Origin of the sequence: Nocardia callitridis, from assembly GCF_039543305.1 — a bacterium.
Classification (GTDB): domain Bacteria; phylum Actinomycetota; class Actinomycetes; order Mycobacteriales; family Mycobacteriaceae; genus Nocardia; species Nocardia callitridis.
Genome location: NZ_BAABJM010000002.1, coordinates 1,666,570 through 1,683,534 on the forward strand (window position 1 = coordinate 1,666,570; position 16,965 = coordinate 1,683,534).

General features: G+C 67.1%; 16 protein-coding genes and 1 pseudogene. 8 read left to right on the top strand and 9 right to left on the bottom strand.

What is annotated here, in order from left to right; genetic code table 11:
• Position 1: 1 nt before the first annotated feature.
• Genes ABEA50_RS16400 through ABEA50_RS16410 form a run of 3 tightly spaced genes read right to left on the bottom strand, consistent with a single transcriptional unit; the run spans position 2 to position 3,500 of the window.
• Positions 2 to 847 (bottom strand): MlaE family ABC transporter permease, encoded by an 846-nt coding sequence (locus ABEA50_RS16400; protein WP_345496250.1) that lies wholly within the window; start codon positions 845 to 847, stop codon positions 2 to 4.
• Positions 844 to 1,716, bottom strand: a complete 873-nt coding sequence (locus ABEA50_RS16405) for an MlaE family ABC transporter permease (RefSeq protein WP_345496251.1) — start codon at positions 1,714 to 1,716, stop codon at positions 844 to 846. The genes ABEA50_RS16400 and ABEA50_RS16405 overlap by 4 nt, the downstream gene beginning before the upstream one ends.
• The gene (locus ABEA50_RS16410; RefSeq protein WP_345496252.1) at positions 1,716 to 3,500 is read right to left on the bottom strand and encodes a multicopper oxidase family protein; all 1,785 of its coding nucleotides are present in this window, start codon (positions 3,498 to 3,500) and stop codon (positions 1,716 to 1,718) included. Before ABEA50_RS16410 ends, ABEA50_RS16405 begins: the two co-directional genes overlap by 1 nt.
• A 186-nt stretch (positions 3,501 to 3,686) precedes the next feature.
• On the opposite strand from ABEA50_RS16410, the gene ABEA50_RS16415 reads away from it, so the two are divergent.
• The 3 genes and pseudogenes from ABEA50_RS16415 to ABEA50_RS16420 all read left to right on the top strand — a co-directional run bounded on the left by ABEA50_RS16415 (position 3,687) and on the right by ABEA50_RS16420 (position 5,506).
• Positions 3,687 to 4,301 (top strand): TetR/AcrR family transcriptional regulator, encoded by a 615-nt coding sequence (locus ABEA50_RS16415; protein ID WP_345496253.1) that lies wholly within the window; start codon positions 3,687 to 3,689, stop codon positions 4,299 to 4,301.
• Positions 4,302 to 4,434: 133 nt separating this feature from the next.
• Positions 4,435 to 4,614 (top strand): annotated as a pseudogene (locus tag ABEA50_RS30965) (TetR/AcrR family transcriptional regulator C-terminal ligand-binding domain-containing protein); the annotation flags it as partial.
• 187 nt (positions 4,615 to 4,801) lie between these two features.
• Positions 4,802 to 5,506, top strand: coding sequence for a metal-dependent transcriptional regulator (locus tag ABEA50_RS16420; protein ID WP_345496601.1), 705 nt, complete (start codon positions 4,802 to 4,804; stop codon positions 5,504 to 5,506).
• A gap of 114 nt (positions 5,507 to 5,620) precedes the next feature.
• Here ABEA50_RS16420 and ABEA50_RS16425 read toward each other — a convergent pair whose 3' ends face one another.
• Together ABEA50_RS16425 and ABEA50_RS16430 are read right to left on the bottom strand one after the other, a co-directional pair.
• Positions 5,621 to 6,700, bottom strand: a complete 1,080-nt coding sequence (locus tag ABEA50_RS16425; protein WP_345496254.1) for a tartrate dehydrogenase — start codon at positions 6,698 to 6,700, stop codon at positions 5,621 to 5,623.
• Entirely contained in the window at positions 6,697 to 8,169 is a 1,473-nt protein-coding gene (locus ABEA50_RS16430) for an NAD-dependent succinate-semialdehyde dehydrogenase (protein ID WP_345496255.1), read from the bottom strand. Before ABEA50_RS16430 ends, ABEA50_RS16425 begins: the two co-directional genes overlap by 4 nt.
• Before the next feature lie 200 nt (positions 8,170 to 8,369).
• Between ABEA50_RS16430 and ABEA50_RS16435 the strand changes: the two genes are divergently transcribed.
• Positions 8,370 to 9,611, top strand: a complete 1,242-nt coding sequence (locus tag ABEA50_RS16435; RefSeq protein ID WP_345496256.1) for an aspartate aminotransferase family protein — start codon at positions 8,370 to 8,372, stop codon at positions 9,609 to 9,611.
• 27 nt (positions 9,612 to 9,638) lie between these two features.
• A complete protein-coding gene (locus ABEA50_RS16440) occupies positions 9,639 to 10,133 on the top strand; it encodes a DUF3830 family protein (protein ID WP_345496257.1) in 495 nt (164 codons plus the stop codon).
• Positions 10,134 to 10,215: 82 nt separating this feature from the next.
• On the opposite strand, the gene ABEA50_RS16445 is transcribed toward ABEA50_RS16440, so the two are convergent.
• Positions 10,216 to 11,601: an amidase gene (locus tag ABEA50_RS16445; protein ID WP_345496604.1), complete on the bottom strand. Its 1,386-nt coding sequence runs from the start codon at positions 11,599 to 11,601 to the stop codon at positions 10,216 to 10,218.
• A gap of 26 nt (positions 11,602 to 11,627) precedes the next feature.
• Positions 11,628 to 12,593 carry a D-2-hydroxyacid dehydrogenase gene (locus ABEA50_RS16450; RefSeq protein ID WP_345496258.1) on the bottom strand — a complete coding sequence of 322 codons (966 nt, stop codon included), beginning with the start codon at positions 12,591 to 12,593 and terminating at the stop codon, positions 11,628 to 11,630.
• Positions 12,594 to 12,679: 86 nt separating this feature from the next.
• Between ABEA50_RS16450 and ABEA50_RS16455 the strand changes: the two genes are divergently transcribed.
• Genes ABEA50_RS16455 through ABEA50_RS16465 form a run of 3 tightly spaced genes read left to right on the top strand, consistent with a single transcriptional unit; the run spans position 12,680 to position 14,844 of the window.
• Entirely contained in the window at positions 12,680 to 13,420 is a 741-nt protein-coding gene (locus tag ABEA50_RS16455; protein ID WP_345496259.1) for a maleate cis-trans isomerase family protein, read from the top strand.
• A gap of 25 nt (positions 13,421 to 13,445) precedes the next feature.
• Positions 13,446 to 14,177 carry a maleate cis-trans isomerase family protein gene (locus ABEA50_RS16460; RefSeq protein ID WP_345496605.1) on the top strand — a complete coding sequence of 244 codons (732 nt, stop codon included), beginning with the start codon at positions 13,446 to 13,448 and terminating at the stop codon, positions 14,175 to 14,177.
• Positions 14,164 to 14,844, top strand: a complete 681-nt coding sequence (locus ABEA50_RS16465; RefSeq protein ID WP_345496261.1) for a GntR family transcriptional regulator — start codon at positions 14,164 to 14,166, stop codon at positions 14,842 to 14,844. The genes ABEA50_RS16460 and ABEA50_RS16465 overlap by 14 nt, the downstream gene beginning before the upstream one ends.
• Before the next feature lie 492 nt (positions 14,845 to 15,336).
• Here the strand turns inward: ABEA50_RS16465 and truB are convergent, their stop codons facing one another.
• Positions 15,337 to 16,242, bottom strand: a complete 906-nt coding sequence (truB, locus tag ABEA50_RS16470; protein WP_345496262.1) for a tRNA pseudouridine(55) synthase TruB — start codon at positions 16,240 to 16,242, stop codon at positions 15,337 to 15,339.
• The gene (npt, locus tag ABEA50_RS16475; RefSeq protein ID WP_345496263.1) at positions 16,242 to 16,910 is read right to left on the bottom strand and encodes a 4'-phosphopantetheinyl transferase Npt; all 669 of its coding nucleotides are present in this window, start codon (positions 16,908 to 16,910) and stop codon (positions 16,242 to 16,244) included. The genes truB and npt overlap by 1 nt, the downstream gene beginning before the upstream one ends.
• Positions 16,911 to 16,965: the final 55 nt, after the last annotated feature.

The following is a 16,965-nucleotide window of genomic DNA, read 5'->3' on the forward strand; positions in this document are numbered from 1 at the left end:
ATCACCCCGCCAAATGCAGTTGTCGGGCACTGCCATACAGCGCGAGGGAGATCAACAACGTCACTGTGACAACGCAGATCAGCGACAGCCGCACCGCACGGCCCGTGGCAAGTCCGACGCCCGCCGGACCACCCGTGGTGTGGTAGCCGTAATACGAGTGAATCAGCATGACCACCACCGCCATCGCCAGTGCCTGCGCGAACGACCACAGCACGTCGGAGGGATTGAGGAAGGTCGCGAAGTAGTGGTCGTACACCCCGGCCGACTGGCCGAGCACCAGCACGGTGGTGATCCGGCTGGCGAGAAACGCGGCAACCACCCCGAGCGCATACAGCGGAATCACCACGATGACGGCCGCCGTCAGCCGCGTGCCGACCAGGTAGGGCACCGACCGAATGGCCATGGCGTCGAGCGCGTCGATTTCCTCGCTGATCCGCATCGCGCCCAGCTCTGCCGTGGTACCCGCACCGATGGTGGCGGCCAACCCGACTCCCGCGGTGACCGGTGCGACCACCCGCACGTTCACATACGCCGACAGGAACCCGGTGAAGGCTTCGACGCCGATATCGCCGAGGGAGTCGTAGCCCTGGATGGCGACGGTGGCGCCCGCGAAGAAGGTCAGCAACCCCATGATCACCACGCTGCCGCCCACCATCGCGAGCAGCCCTGTCCCCAGGCTGATCTCGGAGATCAGCCGCAGTGTCTCACGCGGATACGAGCGCACCGCCTTGCCGGTCGAGGCCACCGAACGCACGGCGAACAGCACCTGCGCACCCACCTCGTCGATGCTGCGCAGCACACCCGACCATCGGCGCCGCAGCACATCGAGCCGGTCGATCCCGATCACGACGGCCCACTGACGGCGAGGCCGACCGAGGTCAGCACGGTGTTGGCGACGAACAAGGCCACCGCGGCGAAGACCACGGTCTCGTTCACCGCGCTGCCGACGCTCTTGGGTCCGCCGCGCACCGAAAGTCCACGGTGGCACGCGATCATGCCCGCGATCGCCCCCGAGACCGCGGCTTTGACCTCCGAGAGCACGACCTCCGGCAACCCCACCAACAGGGTGACGCTGGAGGCATAGGCTCCCGGCGAAACATCTTGCAGATACACCGAAAAGAAGAATCCGCCCACCACCCCGATCGCGCACACCGCACCGTTGAGCAGCAGCGCGACCACCGTCGAGGCCAGCACCCTCGGCAGCACCAGTCGGTGCACCGGGTCGATACCGAGCACCTCGATCGCGTCGATCTCCTCCCGAATCACCCTGGCGCCCAGGTCCGAAGCCATCGCGGTGGCCCCGGCACCCGCCACGACCAACACGGTGACCAGCGGGCCGATCTGCGTGATCGCACCGAGTCCGGCACCGGCACCGGCCAAATCGCTCGCCCCGATCTCGCCGAGCAGCGAGTTCAGCGTGAACACCACCAGCACGGTGAACGGCAGCGACATCAAGACCGTCGGTACCAGCGCCACCCGCGCGAGGAACCAGCACTGTTCGAGAAACTCCGACCAGGGGAAACGGCGGCGCACCAGCGCCCTACCGGTGTCGAGACCGAGGAGGTAGAACTGCCCCACGGCACTGGTGGCCGCGTAGGCGCCCGCTGCGGCCTTACGCACACCCCGAGCGCTGACCGTCGCTTGGTATCGGTGCGGCACATCATGTTCCGAATCCGCACTGGCCGAGGTGCGCGGTTCTTCCGGTTCCGGCGCCATCACGGCACCGTTCGGTAACGCAGCATCATGTCGTGGTCCTCGTGGTCGAGCAGATGGCAGTGCCAGATATAGCCGCGCAGCTCGTCCTCGCCCGCCGCGTGCGCGTGCCCGGCATGGGCGGTATGGGTCGCCGCGACATCGTGGCTTCGCGGAAACGGTGCGTCGGGGTCGAAGCCGAGTTCCTCGGCGGTCGGGAAGCGCACGATGACGCGGGTGACCGTTCCCCCGTCGACGCGCACCGTGTCCTTCCACCCCGCCTCCCATGGCGCGGGCGGGCGCATCGGCCCGGCGAGAAAGCCCTCCGCCGACGGCGTCCACTTGACGCCGACCTCGGGTTGCGGGTTGGCCAGCTGATAGTCGATGGTGCGCAACGGTGTTCGCCCCAGAATCCGGAAGGTCACCAGGTGGATATGGATCGGATGCGGGTCCGGGGTGATGTTGACGATGTTCCACTGCTCGACGGTTCCCTGCCGGGGCAGCTCGATCTGCGGATCGGTGAAATGCAGGTTGTTCAGCGTCATGATCGCGGGCGGGTTACGCAGTTCATACGGCTGACTGACGGTGACGTCGCGCACGACCGTGGGCTGCGCGAGCGGTGGCAGCACCTCGGGTAGCCCTCGCCCACCACGCAACCGCTCGGGTATCGGCCCGTCGAACCCGCGCCGGTCGGCGACAAGGAACCGACACAGCAACGGCATCGCCACCGCGCCGAGGATCGCCGCCTGGAACACCGGGCGCTCGTCGTTGCGCAACTCCACCGTGTCCCCGGGGGCGAGATCGGCGAAGTCGATCAGGACGTCCAGCCGCTCCCCCGGCGCGAGCCGCACCCGCGTCACCGCCACCGGCGCGTCGAGCAGACCGTGGTCGGTGCCGATCACCCAGAACCGCATGCGGTTGCCGAAGAACAGGTTCCACACGCTGAACGAGGCCGCGTTCAGCAACCGGAACCGGTAACAGCCGCGCGCGACGGTCAGCTGCGGCCACACCTTCCCGTTGACCACACCGCGGTCACCGACGGCACCGCCTTCCCACGCGCCCTCCGGCACGATCGGCGTCGACCGCAGACTCTGCTGTCCCCGCGCGTCGAAGATCTTCTCCTGCAACACCAGTGGAACTTCGAAATCGCCCGCGGGCAAGCCGATCGGATTGTCCGGTTCACCGGTATCGAATTCGTCGCGCAGCAGCATCATTCCGGCCAGTCCCGCACCGACGTTCGCGCGGGTGATACCCATGGCGTGGTCGTGGTACCAGAGCGTGCCCGCGTCCTGATTCAGCGGAAAGTCGTGGTCGAGGTGTTGTCCAGGAAAAACGAGCTGCTCGGGGTGCCCATCGCTGTGCGGCGGGGTGACACCACCGTGCAGATGTAGCGCGCAGGGCGGTGCGGTGCGGTAGGTGTCGCCGACGCCGTGCAGCGTGGTGTCCAGGTCCGCGGCGAACGGGTGCCCGGTGAGCCGATTGGTGAAGCGCACCCGCAGCCGATCACCAACGCGGTGCTCGAAGGTCGGACCGAGATAGGGCAGGTCGCCGTATCCGAAGGCCGGGACCTCGGGCAGGTCTCGGTGAAAGCGGTGCACCGTGCTCACCGCGGTCAGCTCCTGATCACCGGTGACGAACGGCAGGCGGGGCAGTTCATCGACGAACGGCGCCATCGGAGGTGAGTGAAACAGCAAGGGGCTCGGCATTTCCCGCGGCTGTGCCGACGCGAAAGCCGGGCGGGCCAACGCTGCCGCGACGCCACCGGCCACGCCGTACAGCCAGGCCCTTCGACCAAGGGGTTGCTTCATCCGCGTACCTCTCCGGAGGGCTGCGCAACCCACTCGATGCACAACCATACCTATTGGTATAGTCGACGGTACCCAAATGAATGGTGATCTCGTGTGGATATTCGTCAGATGGCTTCCGGTGCGAAGAACCGGTGAATCCCTCGCCTACGATCGAGTGGTGAATCCGACCGAACACCGACCGCGCCGATGACGGCCGAACCCACCCCTGACCCCAGCACGCGACGCTCGAAAAAGGCCGAGGCGCAACGACGTCCGCGTAAAGCGCCACGCCTGTCGTATGACGACTGGGTGGACGGCGCGCTGGCATTGCTCGCGCGCGAAGGGGTCACCGCGATCAAGATCCCGCGACTGTGCCAGGAACTCGGCGTCACCAAGGGCAGCTTCTACTGGCACTTCGACACGATCGAAGAGCTCATGAGCGCGATGGCCGACCGGTGGAGCACCGTGCAGGCCGAGGCCGTCCGCGCCATCGCCGACATCGAAACCATTCCGGTGGATCAGCGGCTGGAACAGATGACGATCAACCTGGTCGACCAGCGCACCTGGGCGCTGGAGGCCAGCATGCGCGAATGGGCGCGCACCGACCCGAAGGTCGCCGAGGCAGTACTCGCCCTCGATCACCGCGTCTTCGCCACCATCCACCAAGCCATGCTCGAACTCGGTTTCGACGAGACCCAGGCCCGGCTACGCTCCGGCGCCGTCGTCTACCTCGGCATCGGCCTCATCCACGGCCGCGACAGCTTCCCCACCCCCACCCCGTCGGAGGCGCACGCGGTGATCGACCTGCTCACTAGGACCTGATTCGCGGCAGCAGCCGATACCCGCCCATATCGACCAGGGCGCTGGTACTCCCCGGACCGAGCACAGGGGTCGGCGGTAAGCGAATGCGTCAACCAGCTCGTACTGGAACTGATCACGGAGGCCCGCGGCTCATCGACCTTCGCCGAGGCATTACGCGAAGCGGTGCCGCGCGACCACCAGGACACTGTCGCGGCGAGCCGTCGACCGCGGCGATGCCCCTTCGGATCTGGACGAGGAGCTGGCCATCGACCTCATCATCGCACCGATAGCGGTCCGCGTGCTGCTGTCCGAAGGCTCGATCGACGACGCCTAGCTGGCTCGGCTCACCCGCACGCTCACCGCCACGGCCCAGCCGAGAGCCGTCGCGGCGGTGATATCCACGCGAAGAACGGGTGCTCGAGCGATGTCCGACTGTGTGATTCCGGGGTGCGATGCCTAAGCTCGAAGGTGTGCCCGGTAAACGAGACATCGCGACCCGACGCGAGCTGACCGACGTGGCGATGCCGGACGAATCCATCGACGGCGCGGAGACGGTCGCACCGGTACTCACCTCGGTGGCGCAGGACTACCTGAAGGTCATCTGGACCACCCAGGAGTGGTCGCAGGAGAAAGTATCCACCAAATTGCTCGCCGAACGGATCGGAGTCTCGGCCTCGACCGTATCCGAGGCGGTCCGCAAGCTCGCCGACCAAGGCTTGGTGGAACACGCGCGCTACGGAGCGATCACGCTCACCGAAGACGGCCGCCGCGCCGCCATCGCGATGGTGCGCCGACACCGGCTGATCGAGACATTCCTCGTCAACGAACTCGGCTACGGCTGGGACGAGGTGCACGACGAAGCCGAGGTGCTCGAGCACGCGGTCTCGGAACTGCTCATGGCCCGCATCGACGCCAAACTCGGCTTCCCCGACCGCGACCCGCACGGCGACCCGATCCCCTCGGTCGATGGCGCGGTCCCGACCCCACCGGCCCGACAACTCAGCGACTTCCAGGCAGGCGAATCCGGCCGCGTCGCCCGCATCTCCGACGCCGACCCCGACATGCTGCGCTACTTCGACACCGTAGGCATCTCCCTCGACACCGCCATCGCGGTCGTCGAACGCCGAGACTTCGCTGGCACCATCGCTATTCGCATCGGTGCCGCCGAGGCGGCGACAGACCTGGGGAGCCCCGCGGCCGAGGCCATTTGGCTGATCAGCGGCTGAGCGCCTGGGGCGTACAAGATCACCAGGACGGTGTGGTGCTTTTTTGGGGGAAGGGTCCCGGGGTGTCCTGGTGATCTTGGTGTACTCGAGGGCTGCCGCTTGCCCGGTGGCTTGTCAGTGGGTCTCGGCGGGGGTGAGGTTCGCCAGTTCTGCTGCGCGGTGGGCGATTGCGGTGCCGAGGTCTGTGGTCGTCGATTTACCGCCGAGGTCGGGGGTGCGGATCTTGCCCTCGGCGAGGACCTCGCTGACGGCGCGGTCTACGGCGGCTGCGGCGGCGGTCTCGCCCAACTGTTCCAGCAGCATCGCGCCCGCCAGGATCTGGGCGACGGGGTTGGCGATGCCCTGACCCGCGATGTCGGGGGCGCTGCCGTGGACGGCCTCGAACATCGACGGGCCGGTGCGTTCAGGATTCACGTTGCCGGAGGGAGCGAGTCCCAGTCCGCCGGTGACGGCGGCGGCGAGGTCGGAGAGGATGTCGCCGAACAGGTTCGAGCCGACGATCACATCGAGGCGATCGGGGTGCAAGACGATCTCGGCGGCCAAGGCGTCGACGTGCATCTGACGGGTCTGCACCTGCGGGTACTCCGTCGCGATGCGCTCGAACACGCTGTCCCAGTAAGGCATCGAGTGGATCAGGCCGTTGGACTTGGTGGCCGAGCACAACCGGCCGCCCCGCTCGGCGGCGCGTTCGAAGGCGAAACGGATGATCCGCTCGCAGCCGACCCTGGTGAACACCGACTCCTGCAAGACGAACTCGTCGGGTCGGCCAGGATTGTGCGTACCGCCGATCTCGGAGTATTCACCCTCCGAGTTCTCCCGCACGATCAGGATGTCCAGGTCCTCTGCGGTCCGGTCGCGCAGCGCCGAGGTGGTGCCGGGCAACAGCCGCACCGGACGCAGGTTGACGTACTGGCTGAACGCGCGGCGCAACGGAATCAGCAGACCCCACAGCGAAACATGGTCGGGCACACCGGGAAAGCCGACGGCGCCGAGCAGGATCGAGTCGAAACCCGCCAACTGCTCGGGGCCGTCGGCGGGCATCATCGCCCCGGTGCGCAGGTATCCCTCACAGGACCAATCGAATTCGGTCCACTCGATCCCCGGCAACACCGCGTCGAGCACTCGAACGGCCTCGACGGTGACGTCGACGCCGATGCCGTCGCCGGGGATGGTCGCGATGCGGTACTGGCTCACAGTTTCACTCCGATGTACTTGGTCTCCAGGAACTCATCAATACCGGTCGTCCCGCCCTCGCGGCCGAGACCGGACTCCTTCACACCACCGAACGGCGCCGCAGGGTTCGAAACAACACCCTGATTCAGCCCGACCATACCGGTGTCCAGCGCCTCGCTGACCCGAAGACCGCGACGCAGGCTCTCGGTGAACACATAGCTGACCAGGCCGTACGGCGTGTCGTTGGCGCGCGCGATCGCCTCCTCCTCGGTGTCGAACGCGGCGAGCGCGGCGACCGGGCCGAAGATCTCGGTGTGGCACAGGTCGGCGTCGTCGGGCACATCGGTGAGCACGGTCGCCGGGTAGAAGTTGCCGGGGCCGTCCACCGCCTCGCCGCCGAGTCGCACCGCGGCACCCCGCTGCTTGGCGTCGGCGACCAGGTCGACCACCTTGGCCACCGCGCCCGCATCGATCAGCGGCCCGACCACGACATCGTCTTCGGTACCCCGTCCCATCGGCAGCGCCGCGAGACGCGTGGCCAACTTATCGGCGAACGCGTCGAACACGCTGCGCTGCACCAGGATACGGTTCGCCGCCGTGCACGCCTGACCGATATTGCGCATTTTCGCCGCGAGCGCACCCTCGACCGCCGCGTCCAGGTCGGCATCGTCGAACACCAGGAACGGCGCGTTGCCACCCAGTTCCATCGAGGTGCGCATCACCGTCTTGGCGCACTGTTCGAGCAGTCGCTTGCCGACCGCGGTGGATCCGGTGAACGACAGCTTGCGCGAACGACTGTCGAGAATCATCGGCTCGGTCAACGCACCGGGGTCGGAGGTGGTGAGCACATTGACCACACCGCTGGGCACACCGACCCGGTCGAGGATGTCGGCCAACGCGAGCATCGACAGCGGCGTCTGCTCGGCGGGTTTCACCACGCAGGTACACCCGGCGGCCAGCGCGGGTCCGATCTTGCGGGTACCCATCGCCATCGGGAAGTTCCACGGCGTGATCAGCAGACTCGGCCCCACCGGCTGCTTGGTCACCAGGAAGCGCGATCCACCGGCGGGGGCCGCCATGTAGCCGCCGTCCAGCCGCACCGCTTCCTCGGCGAACCAGCGGAAGAACTCGGCGGCGTAGGCGATCTCACCGCGGGCCTCGGTCAGCGGCTTGCCCATCTCCAGGGTCATGATCAGCGCCAGCCGCTCGGTGTCGTCGAGCAAGGCACGGTGGGCGCGCATGAGGATGTCGCTTCGCTCCCGCGCCGGGGTCGCCGCCCATCCGGCCTGCGCGTCGCTGGCCGCGGTCAACGCGTCGAGGCCGTCCTGCGCCTTCGCGTCCGCGACATCGGCGAGCAATTGCCCGGTCGACGGGTCGACGACCGGTAGCGTCGCCTCCGTCGTCCGCCACTGTCCCGCGATGAACAGGCCGGTCGGCACCGTCGCTATCGCGGCACGCTCCTGCGGCCGCAGAGTGTTCTCGGTAAGCATCGGCGAAGGGCCCCTTTCCGGTTGGCACGCGCGATTTTCACACGGGGGTCGCAGCGATGACAGTGCTGCCCATTGCTGCGACCCGTGCCGCCATGTTATGCATATTGTCAACAATCCTACAACCGACAATCCTCGGTAGAACTCCACCGTGGACTGCCACCACTGCCCACTCTCCACCACTTCCCCGTGAGGCGGACCCCATGACCGAGCTTTCCCCCGCGCTGAAACAAGCCACCCCGGTGATCGTCGATCACGGTGCGGGCTGCTATCTGTACGGCACCGACGACCGCCGCTACCTCGATTTCACCGCGGGCATCGGTGTCACCAGCACCGGGCATTGCCACCCGCACGTGGTCGAGGCGGCGCAAGCGCAGGTCGCCAGCCTGATCCACGGGCAGTACACCACCGTCATGCACCGTCCGATGCAGCAGCTCATCGAGCGCCTCGGCACCGTGCTGCCCGAGGGCCTCGATTCGCTGTTCTTCGCCAATTCGGGCAGCGAGGCGATCGAGGCGGCGCTGCGTCTGGCACGCCAGGCCACCGGTCGCCCCAACGTCGTGGTCTTTCACGGCGGCTTCCACGGCCGCACCGTCGCCACCGCGACCATGACCACCTCGGGCACCCGTTTCTCCGCCGGATTCAGCCCGCTCATGGGTGGCGTGCATGTGGCACCATTCCCCACCGCCTACCGCTACGGCTGGTCGGAGGAAGAGGCCACCGCCTTCGCGCTGCGTGAACTCGACTACCTGTTCGCCACCGTCACCTCCCCCGCCGAGACCGCCGCGTTCGTCGTGGAGCCGATGCTCGGCGAGGGCGGCTACATTCCGGGCAACACCGCGTTCTTCCACGGCCTGCGCGAACGCGCCGACCGGCACGGCATCCTGCTCGTCATCGACGAGATTCAGACCGGCTTCGGCCGGACCGGAAAGTTCTTCGGCCACCAGCACTTCGACGTGCGCCCCGATATCATCACCATTGCCAAGGGCCTGGCCAGCGGCTTTCCGATCTCCGGCATCGCGGCCTCGCAGGAGCTGATGAGCAAGGCGTGGCCGGGTTCGCAGGGCGGCACCTACGGTGGCAACGCGGTGTCCTGCGCGGCGGCCGTGGCCACACTCGAGGTCATCCAGTCCGAAGGCTTGGTCGAGAACGCGGCGGTGCGCGGTGCCCAGTTGCTCGCGGGGGCGAAGGCCGCCGCGACCAAGGCGATCGGTGACGTGCGCGGCCTCGGCCTGCTCGTCGGCTCCGAATTCACCACAGCCACCGGCGAACCCGATTCCGCGACCGCCGCCGCAGCGCAGAAGCTCGCGGCCGAGAAGGGGCTGCTGCTGCTCACCTGCGGCGCCTACATGAACGTGGTGCGGATGATCCCGCCACTGATCGTGACCGAGGCCCAGATCAATGACGCTCTGGCGATCTGGTCGGAAGTTCTCGCCGAGGTCTGAACCCGGCCCAAGCAGAAAGCAGGTCAGATGGCCCGCTACATCACCATCACGCTCACCAAATCCGGCGTCAGTTGTCGAGCCCGGCTGCTCGACGAGGAAGCCCCCGGCACCTGCGGCGCGGTATGGGACGCCCTGCCGCAGGAGGCCGACGCCTTCCACGCCAAGTACGCGCGCAACGAGCTGTACACGCTGGTCCCGAGGATCAGCGCGGCCCCGCACCGGGAAAACCCCACGGTGACACCGATTCCCGGCGATGTCTGCCTGTTCGACTTCGAGGCATGGGAGATCGGTAACCCCGCGTACGGCTACGCCGAGGGCTCGGCCGCACAGCACGATCAGGGTGCGACCGATCTCGCGATCTTCTACGGCCGCAACAACCTGCTGATCAACGGCGATCAGGGGTGGGTGCCCGGCAATGTCTTCGCCACCATCGAAGATGGTCTCGCCGATATCGCCGCGGCGTGCAACGCGCTGTGGATCGATGGTGTCCGTGGCGAGACGCTCGCCTTCGCGCGCGCATGATCGCGCGGTAATCGACTCCTCGCGCACACGTAATCGGCGCCGGACCCGAATGTCGGGTCCGGCGCCGATTACGTGTGCCGAGTCAGGACGTGAGGGCGGCCTCGACGTACCTCGCCACGGCGAGTACCAGATCGTCGGAGTGGCGCGGACCCACGATCTGCAATCCGACCGGAAGTCCCGCTTCGGTATTGCCCACCGGGATGCTGATCGAGGGCTGCTGGGTGAGGTTGAACGGGTAGGTGAACGGCGTCCACTGCGACCAACTGTCGAACCCACTGCCCGGCGGCACATCGTGACCCGCCTCGAACGCGGGAATCGGCATCGTGGGGGTGATCAACACGTCGTACCCGGTATGGAAGGTGCCCATCGCGATACCGACCTCGGCGGCCACCGCGCGCGCATCGAGGTAATCGACCGCGCTCACCGTTTCGCCACGCTCCCAGACCGCGCGTAGTCCGGGGTCCACCTTGTCGCGAGAACCCTCGGGGAACTTCGCGAGCATGGCCGCCGCGCCCGCAGCCCACATCACCTCGAACGCCTCGCGCGGGTCCGCGAAGCCGGGATCGGTGGCCACGACCCGCAATTCGGCGTCGGCCAGGGTACGCATCGCACCGTCGACGATCGCCGCGACCTCAGGGTCGACATCGACGTAACCCAAGGTCGGCGAGTACGCGACGGTGAGTCCGCGTACATCGCGCAACATCTGGCCACGGAAGGTGGCGATAGTCGGCGCGAGCGCGGTGGGGTCGCGCGGGTCGGGCAGCGACAGGATGTCCATCAGCAGCGCGGTGTCCTCGACCGTGCGGGTCATCGGGCCCGCGTGCGCGAGCGGCCCGAACGGGCTCGCCGGATACAGCGGAACCCTGCCGTGCGTCGGCTTGAAACCGACGATGCCGCAGAACGAGGCGGGAATGCGAATACTGCCACCGCCGTCGGTGCCCACCGACACCGGACCCATGCCGCCCGCGACCGCGGCGGCACTGCCGCCGGAGGAACCACCCGCGGTCTTCGACGGGTCGACCGGGTTGCGGGTAATGCCGGTCAGCGGACTGTCGGTGACGGCCTTCCACGCGATTTCCGGCGTGGTCGTCTTACCGAGGAACACCATGCCGTCGTCGCGCAGACGCGCCGGAACCGGGCTGTCCACCGTCCACGGACCGTTGGGGTCGACGGCGGTCGAGCCGCGCATGGTCGGCCAGTCCTCGGTGAGGAAGATGTCCTTGATCGATACCGGCACCCCGTCGAGCAGGCCGCGCGCGTGGCCGGAATGCCAGCGTGCCTCGGAATCCTTGGCCTGCACCAGCGCCCGATCGGAATCCACCAGGCAGTAGGCGTTCACCGCGTCGTTGCGCTCGTCGATGGCCGCGAGGATCGCCTCGGTGGCCTCGACCGGCGACAGCGCGCCCGCGGCGTACGCCGAGACCAGCTGCACAGCGGTCATCGACGCGGGTTCGGTGGGAATGTTGATATCGGGGTAGCTCATAGCTGGCTCCTTCAGCCGGGCACGTACCCCAGCTCCTTGTCGACCACGTTGTTCAGCGGTCGGCCGGCGGTCCAATGGTCGAAATTCTCGGTGAACGCGGCGACGATCTCGGTCCTCCACCCGGTGAAGTCGCCCGAATTGTGTGGTGTGATGCGCACATTCGGCAGATCCCAGAGCGGATGCCCGTCGGGTAACGGCTCGGGGTCGACTACGTCGAGTGCCGCTCCCGCGATCGAGCCACTGTCGAGCGCGCGCACCAAGGCGTCGGTATCCACGAGTTCCCCTCGCCCGACATTCACAAACCTGGCGTGCGGTTTCATCGCGGCGAACGCGGCAGCGTCGAACATGTTACTGGTCTCGGGCGTGAGCGGAGCGATGGCGACGACGTAGTCGGCCGAGGGCAGTTCGGCATAGAGATCGGTACCGACGGTGCCGAAGTCCGGGTCGTCCAGGCGCTCACGCCTGCCGAGTCCGCGCACGTTCATGCCCGCGGCGCGCAACAACCTGGCGACGGCGCGGCCGATCGAGCCGGTCCCGACGACCAACGCGTTCGTTCCCGCGACCCGCTCGGACTCGCGGTGGTGCCAGTGATGGCTCCGTTGCAGGTCCAATGAGCCGGACAGATCCTTCGCGAAGGCCAGAATCTGGCCGAGCACGTATTCGGCGATGGGAGTATCGAAGACGCCGCGCGTATTGGTCACCACCACATCGCTGGCGCACAGTTCGGGAAACATCACCGGATCGACACCGGTCGACCCCATGTGTAACCAGCTGAGTCGGTCGGCCGCGTGCCACGCGCCGGGGACGGCGTCGGACTGGAAGTCGTAGACGAATAAGATATCCGCACTCCGCAATGCAGCAGCTAGCCCGGACGCCTCGGTGTATCGGACTTCGGCCCGGACGGCCATTCCGGCCGTGAGATCGGCGTCGGGCGCGCTACCACCGTGCAGGACGGTGACAATTGGGCCCTGTTCCACATTGACACAGTAAGATCACATCGTATGATTGTCAACAATCCGATCGTGTTCGGAGGACAGGCGGCTGGACGCGAGAGGGGCCGTAAGTGGAACTCAGTTTCCCGGATATCGAGGGTCCCGTCGCACAACGCGGCATCGGGATCATCGCCCCGTTCGATCTCGCACTCGAACGGGAATTGTGGCGTTGGGCGCCACTGGAGGTAAGCCTGCATCTGGCCCGAACCCCCTACGAGCCCGTCCCGGTCTCGATGGCGATGGCGGAATTGGTCTCCAATCCCGCTCACCTCACCGCCGCGACCCGAGATGTGCTGCACGTCGAGCCAGAAGTTGTTGCCTACCTGTGCAATTCAGGCAGCTTCATCAAGGGACTCGCCTATGAACGATCACTGGGCGACATCATCCGCGCCGCGGGCGCACAGGACGCGGTCACTACCTCGGGGGCACTGGTCGAGGCGATACAACATCTCAATATCAGCAGGATGTCGGTGATCACCCCCTACGACGAGATACTCACCGGCAAGCTGCACGACTTCCTCGACGAGGCGGGCTGCACCGTGGTGCGGTCCAATCACCTCGGGCTCGGCGGCGGTATCTGGAAGGTCAACTACCGCACCATCGCCGAGCGCATCGCCGCGGCCGACGACCCCACGGCCGAAGCCGTCTTCGTCAGCTGCACCAATCTGCCCACCTACGACATCATCGAGCCACTCGAACAAGCGCTCGGCAAACCCGTGCTCACCGCCAACCAGCTCACCATGTGGGCCTGCCTCGGCCGGATGAAGCTGCCAACGATGGGGCCGGGAAAGTGGCTACTGGACGTCTTCTGAGCGAAAGAGCAGACACATGAACGCAATGAACGCACCCACCGTCGGCTTCATCTACCCCGACCACGCGGCCGAGGACGATTACCCGCGCGCCGAGGCGACGCTCGGCGTGCGGCTTCCCGTCGCCCACATCTACGGCACCGACCTGCACGCGGTCCCGGAACTGCTCGACCTGGGCAGCCCGGAAAAGCTGGCACACGGCGCCGAACTGCTCGCGCCGCATCGACCAGCCGGAATTGTCTGGGCATGCACCTCCGGCAGTTTCGTCTACGGCCCCGACGGCGCACGCGAACAGGTCGAGGCGCTCGCCGCGGCCGCGGGCGTTCCCGCCACGAGCACCAGCTTCGCGTTCGTCGATGCCGCGCACGCGCTCGGCGTGCGCAAGGTCGCGGTCGCGGCCAGCTACCCCGACGACGTCGCGCGATTGTTCGTCGAGTTCCTGGCCGCCGCCGACATCGAGGTGGTCTCGATGCGCAGCTCCGGCATCGACACCGCCGCCGAGGTCGGCACCCTCACCCCCGCCCAGGTGCGCGAACTGGCACTGGCCAACGACCACCCCGACGCAGAGGCATTGCTGATTCCCGACACCGCCATGCACACCCTGGAGGTACTGCCCGAATTGGAAACCGCGTTGGGCAAGCCGGTACTCACCGCCAACCAGGTCACCATCTGGGCGGGACTGCGGTTGGTCGGCGCCGAGCCGGTGAGTGCGGAACTGGGCACACTGTTGCGCGAAAGGCATTCCTATGTCGGTGATTGAGTTCGAGCCGGTGAACCGGCAGTCGACGGCGGAGATGATCGCCGACCGACTACGCGAGGCGATCATGCGCGGCACCCTGGAACCGGGCGACCAACTCGGCGAAGCCGATCTGGCCGCACGATTCGAGGTATCGCGCGGCCCGGTGCGCGAGGCGATGCAGCGCCTGGTCTCCGAGGGATTGCTGCACAGCATCCGCAACCGCGGCATCTTCGTCATCGACCTCACCGTCGACGACGTGGTCGATATCTACCGTGCCAGAACCGCGATCGAATCCGGCGCGCTCGAACTGATACTCGACGGTCGACGCGACCACACACACGAAGCGCTCGGCCCGAGCATCGCCGAGATGACCACGCACGCCGCGACCGGTGACGCCGCAGGGGTGTCCGACGCCGATCAGGCGTTCCACGAAGCACTCGTGGACAGTGCGGGCAGCCCCCGGCTGGTGCGGGCCGCCCGCACGCTGCTGATCGAGACCCGCATGTGCCTCGGCGCCTTGCAGACCACCTACCCCGAACTCGGCGAACAGGTCCGCGAGCACGTCGAGCTGCGCGAGGCGATCGGCTCCGGCCCCGCCGAACGCGCGCGCACGCTGCTGGCCGAGCACATGGCGGACGCGGTGAGTCGACTACGTGGGCGAGTCAGCGAGCCGAGCACGCCGGTCTGAGAAGTCCCGTCCGTCTTCGGGTTCAGGCGACCTTCTCCTTTCCGCCGACCTTTGCCGCCGACCTGTCATCGGCGAGCGAGAAATACACCAGCGGCAAGCCGCGAGCACGAGCTGGGACCAGGTGTGGCCGCCCTGGGAAGACCCTGTGCCGCACCGCCGCTACGAGAATCGATGAACGGCGCGCGGCGCGAAGCCCTACAACGCCGTAGCTGAGGAAAACGCCCCGGCGAATCGGCTGAAGCGACCGACGCCGAACCTCGCCGAATGTGTGTCGGATAACACCGCGTTGCCAAGCGTCGACACTGTGCGCCCTGGGAAATGTGACGCGAATACAGGTTTCGGGCGTAGCGCTGACCGACCCTGCGCGTACCCGCTCGCCGTCGATTGCTCGGCACCTACATCCGCTCGCAGATATGCGCGATCAGCGTCGAGGCACTGCCATCGATACGCTGCGGGCCGCTTCGTCCCAGATGACCAGCCGCGCGACGACCCTCAAAGATTGGCGGGGCGAACGACCATCACCGAGGACGCGCGTTTGCCCTTCTCCTGAAGCAGAGCGATCGCGCGCCCGTCCGGATCGATGGCGGCATAGACACCGGTGCGGCCGATCGGTTCCAGCCAGCGCCCGTTGCGTAGATCGTCGGCCTGCGCCGCATCGATATCGCGATGCGCGAACGCGGTACGCACCGCCGCATCGATATTCAGGCTCAACGGCGGCTCGTCCCGATCACACGCCGTCGCCACTTCTTCCAGGGTGCGGGCATGGTCGAGGGTGAACGGGCCGACGACGGTGCGGCGCAACACCGTCAGGTGCCCACCTACCTCCAGCGCGGCGCCGAGGTCGCGCGCCAGAGCGCGCACATAGGTGCCCGACGAGCACTCCACGGCCACATCCAGATCGACGAATTCCGATTCGGGAACGTCGCGACGCGCCAGCACCTCGAAGCGCGACACGGTCACCGGACGCGCCGCCAACCGCACGTCCTCCCCCGCGCGATGCCGCGCGTAGGCCCGCTGACCGTCGACCTTGATCGCGCTCACCGTCGCGGGCACCTGGGCGATATCGCCGGTGAGTTTCTCGACCTGCGCGGCGATCTCGGGGTCGGCGAGGTGGCGCGCCGACACGGTCGACAGCACCTCCCCCTCGGCGTCATCGGTGCTGGTGGCCCGGCCGAGTCGAATGGTCGCGGTATAGGACTTGCCGGTCAAGGTGAGCAGGCCGAGTAGCTTGGTGGCGCGACCGACACCGAGCACCAGCACACCCGTCGCCATCGGATCCAAGGTGCCCGCGTGCCCGATCTTCTTGGTATGCAGCAATTTACGACAACTGGCAACCACATCGTGACTGGTCGAACCGCTGTCCTTGTCGACGATCAGCAACCCGCCGAACTCGTCCATCAGGTGTGCGCGATCGCGGTGAGGATGAATCCGTCGCTCACCTGCCACCGGCCGTCGAAGGAGGTCAACGGAATATTGCCGTCGTCGGTGTTCCCCGGTACCAGCAAGTGGCTGCGGAACGTCCCCGCCCCGCAGCCGCCACCTCGGTGCTCGATCTCGAAGGTGATGTGCGCGTCCTCGAAACCCAACCAGCGCGACGTCAGCGGGAACCACGCCTTGTAGGTGGCCTCTTTCGCGCAAAACAGCAAGCGATCGAGATACAGGTCGGAATCCGTGGTACGCAACCACTCCCGTTCCTTCGGCAAGCTCACCGAGTCGAGCACACCCTCGGGCAGTGCTTCGTGCGGCTCGGCATCGATACCAACCGAGCGGTACTGCATCTTGTGTCCGAGCGCCGCGGCACGGTAGCCGTCGCAGTGGGTGAGGCTCCCCACGATGCCGCGCGGCCAGACCGGTGCGCCCCGCTCCCCCTTGCCGATCGCGACCGGCTTCTCACCGAGCTGCTCCAACGCCAGACGCGCACAATGACGCGCCCCGATGAAATCGCGGCGCCGCTTCTCCACCGACTTCGCGATCAGCGCCTCCTCGGCCGGGTGCGCCCGGAGGTCCTCGGGATAGGCCAACAGTTCGGCGGACGCGACAGCCGAAGGCAGAATGTTCTCGATCATCGCCGACCAGCTTAGCGAGCCGACCTCGAGGGCCCGCCGACGCCGTTGGCCAGGG

Excerpts from the sequence above, each read along its gene's own strand:
- ABEA50_RS16405 (WP_345496251.1), bottom strand. The coding sequence starts at position 1,716 with ATGGCGCCGGAACCGGAAGAACCGCGCACCTCGGCCAGTGCGGATTCG.
- ABEA50_RS16410 (WP_345496252.1), bottom strand. The coding sequence starts at position 3,500 with ATGAAGCAACCCCTTGGTCGAAGGGCCTGGCTGTACGGCGTGGCCGGT.
- ABEA50_RS16415 (WP_345496253.1), top strand. The coding sequence starts at position 3,687 with ATGACGGCCGAACCCACCCCTGACCCCAGCACGCGACGCTCGAAAAAG.
- ABEA50_RS16420 (WP_345496601.1), top strand. The coding sequence starts at position 4,802 with ATGCCGGACGAATCCATCGACGGCGCGGAGACGGTCGCACCGGTACTC.
- ABEA50_RS16430 (WP_345496255.1), bottom strand. The coding sequence starts at position 8,169 with ATGCTTACCGAGAACACTCTGCGGCCGCAGGAGCGTGCCGCGATAGCG.
- ABEA50_RS16435 (WP_345496256.1), top strand. The coding sequence starts at position 8,370 with ATGACCGAGCTTTCCCCCGCGCTGAAACAAGCCACCCCGGTGATCGTC.
- ABEA50_RS16440 (WP_345496257.1), top strand. The coding sequence starts at position 9,639 with ATGGCCCGCTACATCACCATCACGCTCACCAAATCCGGCGTCAGTTGT.
- ABEA50_RS16460 (WP_345496605.1), top strand. The coding sequence starts at position 13,446 with ATGAACGCACCCACCGTCGGCTTCATCTACCCCGACCACGCGGCCGAG.
- ABEA50_RS16465 (WP_345496261.1), top strand. The coding sequence starts at position 14,164 with ATGTCGGTGATTGAGTTCGAGCCGGTGAACCGGCAGTCGACGGCGGAG.
- truB (WP_345496262.1), bottom strand. The coding sequence starts at position 16,242 with ATGGACGAGTTCGGCGGGTTGCTGATCGTCGACAAGGACAGCGGTTCG.
- npt (WP_345496263.1), bottom strand. The coding sequence starts at position 16,910 with ATGATCGAGAACATTCTGCCTTCGGCTGTCGCGTCCGCCGAACTGTTG.